Genomic DNA, 10,805 nt, shown 5'->3' on the forward strand with positions numbered 1-10,805 from the left:
GAAAAACACGGGAAATTCAAAATCAATGACTCCATGCCTGTGTTGTGTACGCCTTATGTTCGGCGCTTCGAAAAGCGCTATTTCCGTATGCCACGGCGGATATCCATGACAAAGGATTTTGTGTTTTTCTGAATTTGTCCGTGTCTTTCGTGTGTTTCCGTGGCAAAAAATTTGTGCTCAATTCAATACGCCTGTATCGAGGTGACCAGGGTGTTCACCGTCAGCGACCAGCCGTCCACCAGCACGAACAGCAGCAGCTTGAGCGGCAGCGAAATCACCAGCGGCGACAGCATCATCATGCCCATCGCCATCAGCACGCTGGACACCACCAGGTCTATCACCAGAAAGGGGATGAACAGCATGCAGCCGATCTGGAACGCGGTCTTCAACTCCGACAGCACGAAGGCGGCCAGCTTGACCGCGAAGGCGTGGTCCTGCGGATTGCTGATCTTTTCCTCGCCGGACAGCCTGGCGATCTGCGCCAGCGCGGTCTTGCTGGTTTGCGCCAGCATGAAGCGGCTGATCGGCTTCTGCGCGATCTCCAGCGCCTGCTGCATGGTGATCTTGTCCTGATCGAAGGGCTGCAGCGCGTGGTTCCACACCTCCAGGCCCACCGGCCGCATCACCAGCAGGGTCAGGATCAAGGACACGCCGGTGACGATGCGGTTGGGCAGGCCCTGCTGCAGGCCCAGCGCCTGGCGCAGCAGGGACAGCACGATGATGAAGCGGGTGAAGCTGGTCATCATCAGCACCAGCACGGGCAAGAGCCCGAGCAAGGTCATCAGGATCAGGATCTGAGTCTTGATGGTGAAATCCACCGGCGTGCCGCCGGCGTTGGCCGACAGCAGCTTCAGCGGCTCGGCCTGACAGGCGGCGGCCAGCGCCCAAAGCCCCGCAGCGATGAGGCCGGGTCGCAGCAGGGGGCGCAGCTTCTTCAAGAGTCCCATCAGGCCAGGCTGTCCAGTTCCAGATCGTTCAGCTCCACCACCCGCAGGCCGTAGTTCTCGCCGGCCACCACCACCTCGCCGCGGCCGATCACCGTGCCGTTGACCTTGATGTCCAGCGGTTCGCCGGCCAGCTTGTCCAGCTCCACCACCGAGCCGTTTTCGATATTGACCAGATCGGCCAGCGAGATGTCGGCGCCGCCCACTTCCAGCGTCAGCCGGACCGGGATCTTGCGCAGGAACTGGGTCATGTCGCGTTGCGGCCGGCGCGCCGCGGCGTCGTCCGCCGGCTTGGCGTCCGCGTCGTTCTGACCGTCCAGGCCGTCCAGCACGCCGCCCAGGTCGAAATCGTCGTTCAAGTCCATGCTAATCCTTGCTTGTTCTGTGTGTGTAGAGTCATTCGCTGGCGACAAAGCCGGTCAGGCACAGCTTGCCGTGCTGCTCGGCCACTTCGGCGTCGAACAGCCGCGAAGCGCCGACCAGCACTTCGCTCCTGGCCTGCAGCGTCACCGGCAGCACGCTGCCGGGGCGCAGGTCCATGATGTCGCCCAGCGCCATTTCGCGATCCAGCAGCCGCGCTTGCAGCCGCACCCGCAGCCGGTCGCGGAAGGTGTCCGCCGGCGCGGCCTGGGCGTCGGCGCTGTCGCGGCGGCCGGACAGGTTTTTCAGCAGCCGTTCGAAGCAGGCGGCGTCCAGTTGCAGGCGCAGCGCGCCGACGGCGTGCTCGCCGTCGCCGATGTCCAGGCGGATCTCCCAGACCCCGGTGCCGGGCGGCACGAAGGGCAGCAGCGCGCAGTCGGCCGGGCCGGGCGGCAGGCCGCCGGCCTGGCGGTCCAGGCGCAAAACGCATTGCAGCAGCCGCGGCAGCAGCCGTTCCGCCAGGCTGCGCGCCAGCCGGCGTTCGGTTTCGGTCTCCGCCGGCGCGGCGGCGTCGGCGTCCGGCTGCGCCGTCGGCGCGCCGAAGCGGTAGTCCAGCAAGCGCAGCAGCAGCGGCCGTTCGATATGGCTGCCCAGCTGGCAGCCGTCCAGCGCGTGCCACAGCCAGCGGCGCTCGTCGGCGGCCGGTTGCGCCTGTTCCAGCGCGCGGATGTGGAAACGCGCGTGGTAGCGGCGGTTCAATTCTTGCTGCAGGAAATCCGCCAGCTCTTCTTGCAGGGCTTTGCCGAAGACGGGCAGCAGATGGAACGGCCGTCCCAGCGTGCGCAGGTCGAGAGCCGGCAATTGGGCGCCGTCATGCTGCGAAATGATTCTGGCTCTTGGCATCTCGATTCTCGGTGAAGGCGTGGGCTTGGCGCCGCCGGCGCGCCCGGCCGGCGCGCGCGGGCGACGGCAGGGGCGCGGCGCTTAAACCGCGGCGTCCTGGTGTTCATCAAGGCCGGCCCGCCCTCTGCGGCGCTGGATGCGAACTGTACTAGAAGGTACTAAATTCGCGGCTCGCGGACGGAGGCAAACGGCAGGCTAAACCTTATGGAGTGTGCATCTTACTGGCTGCCGCCGTTGGGTAAAGGGGGAAAATTCACGTCAGAGTTTGTGAAAATTCACGGCTGTTGGTTTAAGCATAAAGTTTAAAATCGCCGCTCGTATCCTGGCGTCAGGATGATGGCATGGTTACAAGTCCTCATCTCGGGGCTGCCGCTTCGATACGCTCGCCGCCGCGCGGCGGGCCGCAGACGTGAAACCGGCCTTGATTGGCCACTCAATAATAACGGGCACCGCCCGACAAGGATTTCCGATGGCGACCAACCTGGGTTTGATGATTCATGCCGACCGCAAGCAAATGCTCGGCGAAATGGCCGGGATGGCGCGCGGCGCGCCGATTGCGCCGTCGCAACACAGCGAAGAGCCGGCCTCCGCCGCCAGCTTCTCCGACGCCATGGGCGCCGCCGTCCGCGATGTGGACGCGCAGAACCGCGCCGCCTCCGAAAAAATGGCCGATGTGGACAGCGGCAAGAGCGACGACCTGGTCGGCGCCATGCTGATGAGCCAGGAAGCCAGCCTGTCGTTCTCCATGCTGATGCAAGTGCGCAATAAGGTGGTGGGCGCCGTGGACGACTTGATCAAGATGCAGCTGTAAGCCGCGAGGACCATGCCCGTGTTGAATCGTTTCCGCAGCGGCGTCGCGGCCGTGCAAACCCGTCTGGGCGGCCGTTGGCCCGTTTCCGGACCCTCCCTGCGCCTGGCGCTGCCCATCGTCGCGCTGGCCATCGGCCTCACCGTGATGATCAGCCTGTGGCTGTGGCGCGACGACGCCAGCTACAAGCCGGTGTTCGGCGCCCAGGAAAAAGTGGTGGCCGCCGACATGATGGCGGTGCTGGACGCCGAGAAAATCCCTTATCGCATCCATCCGCAAACCGGCCAGGTGCTGGTGCCGGACAGCCAGCTGGGCCGCGTGCGCATGCAGCTGGCGGCCAAGGGCGTGGTGGCGCAGCTGCCGTCCGGCCTGGAGCTGCTGGACAAGAACGACCCGCTGGGCGTCAGCCAATTCGTCCAGGACGTGCGCTTCCGCCGCGGCCTGGAGGGCGAGCTGGTGCAAAGCATTCTGGCGCTGGAGCCGGTGTCCGCCGCGCGCGTGCATCTGTCGCTGCCGCGCGCCACGTCTTTTGTCGGCGCCGTCAACGACAAGGGCTCCGCCTCGGTGGTGGTCACCCTCAAGCCCGGCCAGCAACTGAGCAACGAGCAAGTGGCCGCGGTGATCAAGCTGGTGGCCGGCAGCGTGTCCACGCTGTCGCCGTCCCAGGTCACCCTGGTGGACCAGGCCGGCAATCTGCTGTCCTCGCGCGTGGATCTGAGCGACGACGGGGTGTTGGGCGGCAATGAGAGCGACGCCGCGCGCCGCTTCCGCGAGGAAGCGCTGCAAAACGTCCGCGATCTGCTGACCCCGGTGCTGGGCAAGGACAATTTCAAGGTCAGCGTCACCGCCGACGTGGACAACGACCGCGTCGAGGAAACCCGCGAGAAATACGGCGAGGCGCCCAAGGTCACCAATGAGGCCTCGCGCGAGGAAACCTCCACCGAGAAAATGGCGCTGGGCGTGCCCGGCTCGCTGAGCAACCGCCCGGTCAACACCGACGCCTCCGGCCCGGCTTCGGAAAAAGCCGGCAACAGCAAGAACGCCGTCACCCGCCAATACGCCTACGACCGCAGCGTCACCCAGATCAAGAAGGCGCGCGGCACGCTGCGCCGCCTCAGCGTGGCCGTGGTGCTGAACCAGGCCGCCGCGCCGGCCAAGGGCGGCTGGAAGCCGGCCGAACTGGCCAATGTCGACAAGGTGCTGCGCAACGGCCTGGGCATACACGCCGAGCGCGGCGACACCCTGGCGGTGTCCACGCTCAACTTCTCCGCGCTGTCCGAGCCGGAGCCGATCTGGATGCAGCAGGACACCTGGTTCGAAGCCGCGCGCTGGGCCGTTTACGCCTTCGGCCTGCTGCTGGCCTACCTGCTGCTGGCGCGTCCGCTGCTGAAGATGCTGCGTCAGCTGACCGACCGCCAGCTGCGCGAATACCAGCAGCCGGAAGCGCTGGAACTGAAACCCGATCCGCTGATGGACGGCGCCGACCTGCGCGCCGCGCGCCAGGCGCAGCTGTCCTCCGCGCCGCAGCCGGCGGCCTTGGCCGCGGCCGGCGCCGGCGCCAGCCCGGTGGTGCCGCTGCTGGAAAATTACGATCTGCCGCCGGCCGGCTCCAGCGTCGACGTCTTGGTCGACCACCTGAAGGGCCTGGCCGCCAAAGAGCCGGAACGCGTCGCCGAAGTCGTCAAACAATGGGTGCAGAAAAATGGACGAAACCAATAACGCCGTAGCGCCGGCCCTGCCGCCGGCCGCCGCCGCGCCCGCCGCCGAAGCGATGAACACCATCGAGCAGGCCGCCGTGCTCTTGCTGTGCATGGGCGAGGAGCCCGCCGCCGCCGTGCTGCGCTGCCTGAGCCGCGAAGAACTGCTGCAAGTGACCCAGGCGATGTCCGGCATGAGCGGCATCAAGGTGGACGCGGTCAAGACCACGATTCAGAAATTCTTCGACGAATACCGCGAGCAGAGCGGGGTGCACGGCGCCAGCCGCGCCTTCCTCAAGCGCTCGCTGGATCTGGCGCTGGGCAGCGACATCGCCAACAGCGTGCTGGACACCATTTACGGCGACGCCATCCGTCCCAAGATGGCGCGGCTGCAATGGGTGTCGCCGCAATGGCTGGCGGACCGCATCGCCGGCGAACACGTGCGCATGCAGGCGGTGTTCCTCGCCTTCCTGCCGCCGGCGCTGGCCGGCCAGGTGGTGGACGCGCTGCCGGCGGACAGCCGCGACAGCGTGCTGGTCAACGTGGCCCGGCTCAAGGACGTGGACCGCGAACTCCTGGAAGAGCTGGAAGAACTGGTCAACCGCTGTCTGGAAAGCCTGCACACCCAGAGCACCGCGGTGGAAGGCATGCAGCAGACCGCCGACATCCTCAACCGCCTGCCGGGCGACCGCCAGCGCATGATGGAACTGCTGCGCGCCCACGATCCGGACATCGTCGAGGAAATCGAAACCCGCATGTACGACTTCTTCATCCTGTCGCGTCAGACCGAGGCCGTGCTGATGCGCATCAGCGAAGACATTCCGCTGGAGCAATGGGCGATCGCGCTCAAGGGCGCGGAGCCGGCGGTGCGCGAGGCCATCGTCCAGACCATGCCGCGCCGTCAGGCGCAAAACTTCGACGCCATGATGCGCCGCTCCGGCCCGGTGCCGCTGAGCCGCGTGGAAGAAGTGCGCGCCGACATCATGGCTCAGGTCAAACAGCTGGCCCAGGCCGGCGAAATCGACCTGCAGCTGTTCCCAGAGGAAGTGGTCGAGTGAAGGCCTGGCGCCCCTTCCGCTTCCCGCCGCTGATCCACAGCGCGCTGGACCTGCCGCTGAACGCGCAGGACTCCGCCCAGATCCAGGCCTCCGCCGCCGACGGCTTCCGTCAGGGCATGGACGCCGGTTACAACGAAGGCCTGGCCAGCGGGGAAGCCGCCGGCCGCGAGGCCGGCTACGTCGCGGGCCTGGAGCAGGGCCGCCAGGAAGGGCAGGCGGCGGCGCGCCGTGAAGCCCTGGCCGAGCTGGCCGACCTGGGCCGGCCGCTGGAGGCCGCGCTGGCCGAACTGCGCCGCGTCAGCGAGGAATACCAGGCGGCGATGCGCGACGAGGTGGTGGAACTGGTGGCCAAGGTGGCGCGCCAGGTCATCCGCTGTGAATTGGCGCTCAAGCCGGTGCAGATCCTGGACCTGGTGGACGAAACCCTGGCCGCCTTGCCGCCGGGCCAATACCAGCAGGACGAGGTGGAAATCCTGCTCAACGCCGAGGAATGCCAGCGCATCCGCGAACTGGCGCCGGAGCGCGCTGCGCGCTGGCGGCTGGTGGCCGATGCGCAGCTGCCGCACGGCGAATGCCGGATCCGCACGCCGGAGTCCGAGGCCGACGCCGGCTGCCAGCAGCGGCTGGAGGCCTGCATCGCCACCGTGCGCGAACAACTGCAACACGACGCCGACGAGCCGGCGGCGGCCGAGGCGGAGGCTTAAGCCATGCTGCGCCAGGCGTTGGGACGGCTGGAACTGCCCGAGGTGCCGGTGGCCACCGTCAGCGGCCGCCTGGTGGGCGCGTCCGGCCTGCTGCTGGAAAGCGTGGGTTGTCCGCTGGAAACCGGTCAGCGCTGCGTGATCGAAACCACCGGCGGCGGCTGGCTGCAAGCCCAGGTGGTGGGCTTCAAGCGCGAAGTCTCCTACCTGATGCCGTTCAAGAAGCCGGTGGGCCTGAGCACCGGCGCGCGGGTGCTGCCCGCCGCCGACGGCGGCGGCCTGATGATAGGCCCGTCCTGGCTGGGCCGTATCGTCAACGGCCTGGGCGAGCCGCTGGACGGCCTGGGCCGCCTTGGCGGCGAACAGCCGCTGGCCGCCCACCCGCCGCAAGTCAATCCCTTGAAAAAACAGCCGGTGTCCGCGCCGCTGGACGTGGGCGTGCGCGCGATCAACAGCCTGCTCACCATAGGCCGCGGCCAGCGCGTTGGCCTGTTCGCCGGTTCCGGCGTCGGCAAAAGCGTGTTGCTGGGCATGATCACCCGGCATACCGAAGCCGACGTGGTGGTGGTGGGGCTGATCGGCGAGCGCGGCCGCGAAGTGCGGGAGTTCGTCGAGCACTCGCTGGGCGAAGCCGGCCTGGCCAAGGCGGTGCTGGTGGTGGCGCCGGCCGACGAATCGCCGCTGATGCGGCTGAAGGCCACCGAACTGACCCACACCATCGCCGCCCATTTCCGCGACCAGGGCCGCAATGTGCTGCTGCTGGTGGATTCGCTGACCCGTTACGCGATGGCTCAGCGCGAAGTGGCGCTGGCACTGGGCGAACCGCCGGCCACCCGCGGTTATCCGCCGTCGGTGTTCGGCCTCCTGCCCTCGCTGGCGGAGAGCGCGGGCAACGGCGAGGGCGGCGCCGGCAGCATGAGCGCCATCTACACCGTGCTGGCCGAAGGCGACGATCAGCAAGACCCGGTGGTGGACACCGCGCGCGCCATCCTGGACGGCCACATCGTGCTGTCGCGGGAACTGGCCGAGCGCGGCCATTATCCGGCCATCGACATCGGCCGCTCGGTCAGCCGCTGCATGAGCCAGCTGACCGCGGCGGAACACGCGGAGGCGGCGCGCGGCGCGCGCGGCGCCTGGTCCCGTTACCAGGAAGTGCGCAGCCTGATCCCCTTGGGCGGCTATGTCGCCGGCGCCGACGCGGACACCGACCGCGCGGTGCGGCTGATGCCCAGGCTGGAAGCCTTTTTGCGCCAGGGCGCGGCCGAGGCCGCGAGCTATGAAGACAGCCGCAACGGTTTGATGGAGATGATCGCGACATGAGCCAGCCCGAAGACGTGCGCCGCCTGGGCCTGATGGTCCAACTGCGGCAGCAGGACGTGGACCGCTTGCAAAGCGAGGTGGAAGGCAAGCGCCAGCTGCAGGAACGCTACCGCCGCAACATCCTGCGCATGGGCGAGCTCTGCGGCCAGAGCGGCGCCAGCGCCGACGCCGGCCATCCGGCTTTGGCGCGCAACTGCGCGGACTACAAGGGCGCGTTGCTGGACCTGATGGCCTCGCAGCAGCAGGACCTGCAACTGGCCGAGGCGGACGCCGCGGTCAGCCAGCGCGCGCTGCTGCAAGCCAGCCTGCGCCGCGAAGTGATGGTCCAGGTGCGCGACCAGGCGGCGGAAAGCCTGCTGCGCCTGCGGCTGAAGAAAGAACAGAAGCAAACCGACGAACTAGCCGGGCAAGCCTGGCTGCGCGGAGCGTGATTATTCACGGCAGCTCAAGAAAAGCCGGCCGGCGGTCGCAAGGGATAGTCATTAGCGTCGATCTCAATACCGGCGATCTCATCTCGGCGCGCCGACCGCGCTCCGGCCCGCGTACAGCGAAAGGATTCTAAATGGCTATCGATTTCAGCAAGACCCCGCCCTCGGCGCTGGCCCAGAACGCCGCCAGCCTGTATCTGCAAGACGCCCAGAACCAGCTGGACAATCAGAGCAAGGCGGCGCAGGCGCGCGGCGACGCGCTGAACAAGCTGCAAAAGGCCTTGCAAGACTACCGCAGCGCGCTGAGCGGCATCACCACCAAGAAGAGCCTGGTGGCGATGAGCGCCAGCATCAGTCAGGAAGGCTTCGGCAGCGTCAGCGCCAAGGGCAACGCCCAGCCCGGCAACTACTCGCTGTTCATCGAACAAGTGGCCACCGCCCATCAGCTGTCCTTCGGCAGCCTGTCCGGCGCCAAGGCCCAGGCCGGCGACAAGATCACCATCCGCCAGGGCAGCGACAGCTTTGAAGTGGACCTCAGCAGCGCGGACCGCGACGGCGACGGCAATTTGTCTCCGTCGGAGCTGGCTTTGGCCATCAACCGCGCCAGCGGCAACAGCGGCAAGGTCAACGCCATGGTGTTGAACAACGGCGGCGCCAGCCAGCTGGTGATGTCCTCCGGCAAGACCGGCGAAAGCGGCGTCGTCACGCTGGACCTGAGCCAGGTCAGCGACGCCGGCCTGAAGAGCGGCCTCGCCAGCCCCAAGGAGCTGACCAAGGGGCAGGACGCCATCGTCTGGCTGGGCAATAAAGACACCGGCGTGCAGATGAAGCAGGCGTCCAACACCTTCGACAGCATTGACGGGGTCAACCTGACCATCAGCAAGGCGATGAAAACCGGCGACACCCCGCTGCAATTGTCGGTGTCGCGCAACGAGGCCGACACCGTCGGCAATGTGCAAGGCTTTGTCGACAGCTACAACAAGCTGGCCAGCGCCATCTCCGATCTGTCCGCTCCGGGCAAGGAAGGCAAGACCGGCGGCCCCTTCGCCAGCGACTCCGGCATCCGCAGCCTGAAAGACGGCATCAACGGCCTGCTGCGTCAGGAATACGACGGCATCACCTTGAACCAGCTGGGCATCAAGGCCAACCGCGACGGCACCCTGAGCCTGGACAGCAAGAAGCTGAACGACACCCTGAAGGACAAGCCGGACGCGCTGGACCGTTTCGTCAACGGCGACAACAAGAACGGCGTGGTCAAGCAAAGCAGCGACTACCTGGACAAATGGCTGAACGGCAGCAGCGGCCTGCTCAAGCTGCGCAAGGATTCCGAATCCCGCATCCAGAAAGATCTGGATAGCCGCCAGCTGCGGCTGAAGACTCAGTACGACCAGAGCTACAAGCGTTACCTGACGCAGTTCACCCAGCTGCAGAAGATGCAGGAAGACATGCAGAAGACTCTGGGCATGCTGTCCTTCTGAATCCAGCCCGGGTTTGCTTGGCCGCACAGAATTCGGCGGGAGGGACCCCCTCCCGCCTATTGAATTAGAACAGGAGCACGACAACGTGGAATACGACGCCTACCGCAGCTATCACGCGGTCAATCTGGAAGCGCAGACCCACGCCGCCTCGCCGGTGCAATTGGTGCTGGTGCTGTTCGACGGCCTGCTGGAAGAAATGGCGCGCGCGCGCGGCCATCTGGAAAACCAGCGCTACGAGCAAAAGGGCGAGAGCATCAGCAAGTGCATCAACATCCTCAACGGCCTGTCCAGCGCGCTGGACTTCGATTCCGGCGGCGAGGTGGTCACCAATCTGGCGCGGCTTTACGACTACTGCGCCTACCGGCTCTACCACGCCAGCGTCAATCTGGACGTGGCGGCGCTGGACGAGGCGGAACAGCTGCTGATCAAGCTCAAGGGCGGCTGGATAGGCGTGCGGGACCAGCATGAAGCCGCCTGAGCCGGCCGCGCTGGAAGCCGCCATCCGCCGCGCCTGCGCCGAGCGCGACTGGGAGCGCCTGGCCGCGCTGGACCAACTCTTGGCCGAGCTGCTGCGCACCCAGCCTCAGGCGCTGGACGCCGCCGCGCGCGCCGCTCTGCGCGCCGCCTACCGCGACGCGCTGGAAGTCTGCCGTGCCGACTCCGCGGAACTACAAGACAAAATCGCCGCGCTGAGCCATCAGCGCGACGCGCAAATCGCCTACGCCGAAGTCAGCGACTGGAATCAAGCATGAACGTATCCTTGCCCCCCAATCTTCTCGCCGGCGGCGCGTCAACGCCCGCCGACGCCGCGCCGGCCGATCCCCTGCTGGACCCGAACGCAGCGGCGCCGGCGTCCGGCGGCGACTTCGCCAGCGCCTTGCTGGCCAGCCTGATGGACGGGCAGAACGCCGCGCCGGCGGCGGACGCAGACGCAGACGCTGAGGCCCCTGCGGGCGACGAGGCCAAGGCCGGGACGCCGGCGGCGCAGCCGCTCGCCCTGGCCGCGCCGCCGTTGCCGGCGACGCCGGCCATGCCGCAGCCGCTGGCTCCGACGCCGCAGGCCGGCGCGCCGGCGCAGCCCGGGATGGACGCGGCCGCGCTCGTCGCC

Annotated in this window: 13 protein-coding genes; 10 read left to right on the plus strand and 3 right to left on the minus strand. The window is 67.2% G+C overall.

Translation table 11 applies throughout. From position 1 onward, the window contains the following. Positions 1-182: 182 nt before the first annotated feature. Genes fliP through ACODSD_RS11540 form a run of 3 tightly spaced genes read right to left on the minus strand, consistent with a single transcriptional unit; the run spans position 183 to position 2,207 of the window. Positions 183-947, minus strand: a complete 765-nt coding sequence (gene fliP / locus ACODSD_RS11530) for a flagellar type III secretion system pore protein FliP (RefSeq protein WP_233246655.1) — start codon at positions 945-947, stop codon at positions 183-185. Then, entirely contained in the window at positions 947-1,309 is a 363-nt protein-coding gene (gene fliN / locus ACODSD_RS11535) for a flagellar motor switch protein FliN (RefSeq protein WP_107798657.1), read from the minus strand. Before fliN ends, fliP begins: the two co-directional genes overlap by 1 nt. Before the next feature lie 31 nt (positions 1,310-1,340). Continuing rightward, positions 1,341-2,207 carry a FliM/FliN family flagellar motor C-terminal domain-containing protein gene (locus ACODSD_RS11540; protein WP_107798658.1) on the minus strand — a complete coding sequence of 289 codons (867 nt, stop codon included), beginning with the start codon at positions 2,205-2,207 and terminating at the stop codon, positions 1,341-1,343. A 469-nt stretch (positions 2,208-2,676) separates the two neighbouring features. Between ACODSD_RS11540 and fliE the strand changes: the two genes are divergently transcribed. From fliE to ACODSD_RS11590, 10 genes are all read left to right on the plus strand, one after another. Beyond that, a complete protein-coding gene (gene fliE / locus ACODSD_RS11545) occupies positions 2,677-3,018 on the plus strand; it encodes a flagellar hook-basal body complex protein FliE (RefSeq protein WP_488877434.1) in 342 nt (113 codons plus the stop codon). 12 nt (positions 3,019-3,030) lie between these two features. Continuing rightward, the gene (fliF, locus tag ACODSD_RS11550) at positions 3,031-4,734 is read left to right on the plus strand and encodes a flagellar basal-body MS-ring/collar protein FliF (RefSeq protein ID WP_107798660.1); all 1,704 of its coding nucleotides are present in this window, start codon (positions 3,031-3,033) and stop codon (positions 4,732-4,734) included. Continuing rightward, a complete protein-coding gene (locus tag ACODSD_RS11555) occupies positions 4,718-5,770 on the plus strand; it encodes a flagellar motor switch protein FliG (protein ID WP_048415757.1) in 1,053 nt (350 codons plus the stop codon). The genes fliF and ACODSD_RS11555 overlap by 17 nt, the downstream gene beginning before the upstream one ends. Further along, positions 5,767-6,474: a flagellar assembly protein FliH gene (gene fliH / locus ACODSD_RS11560; protein WP_488877435.1), complete on the plus strand. Its 708-nt coding sequence runs from the start codon at positions 5,767-5,769 to the stop codon at positions 6,472-6,474. Before ACODSD_RS11555 ends, fliH begins: the two co-directional genes overlap by 4 nt. A gap of 3 nt (positions 6,475-6,477) precedes the next feature. After that, a complete protein-coding gene (fliI, locus tag ACODSD_RS11565; RefSeq protein WP_107798662.1) occupies positions 6,478-7,791 on the plus strand; it encodes a flagellar protein export ATPase FliI in 1,314 nt (437 codons plus the stop codon). Further along, complete coding sequence (gene fliJ / locus ACODSD_RS11570) at positions 7,788-8,222, plus strand: flagellar export protein FliJ (protein WP_235087529.1); 435 nt, start codon at positions 7,788-7,790, stop codon at positions 8,220-8,222. Before fliI ends, fliJ begins: the two co-directional genes overlap by 4 nt. A 131-nt stretch (positions 8,223-8,353) precedes the next feature. Next, entirely contained in the window at positions 8,354-9,697 is a 1,344-nt protein-coding gene (fliD, locus tag ACODSD_RS11575; protein ID WP_227104205.1) for a flagellar filament capping protein FliD, read from the plus strand. Between the two features lie 85 nt (positions 9,698-9,782). Then, complete coding sequence (fliS, locus tag ACODSD_RS11580) at positions 9,783-10,175, plus strand: flagellar export chaperone FliS (protein WP_048407819.1); 393 nt, start codon at positions 9,783-9,785, stop codon at positions 10,173-10,175. Then, positions 10,162-10,449: an ABC transporter substrate-binding protein gene (locus ACODSD_RS11585; protein ID WP_107798664.1), complete on the plus strand. Its 288-nt coding sequence runs from the start codon at positions 10,162-10,164 to the stop codon at positions 10,447-10,449. The genes fliS and ACODSD_RS11585 overlap by 14 nt, the downstream gene beginning before the upstream one ends. Continuing rightward, a partial coding sequence (locus ACODSD_RS11590) for a hypothetical protein (protein ID WP_488877436.1) occupies positions 10,446-10,805 on the plus strand: 360 nt, incomplete at its 3' end. The genes ACODSD_RS11585 and ACODSD_RS11590, both read left to right, overlap by 4 nt.

The sequence above is a fragment of the Chromobacterium sp. FG22 genome (genome assembly GCF_057809415.1).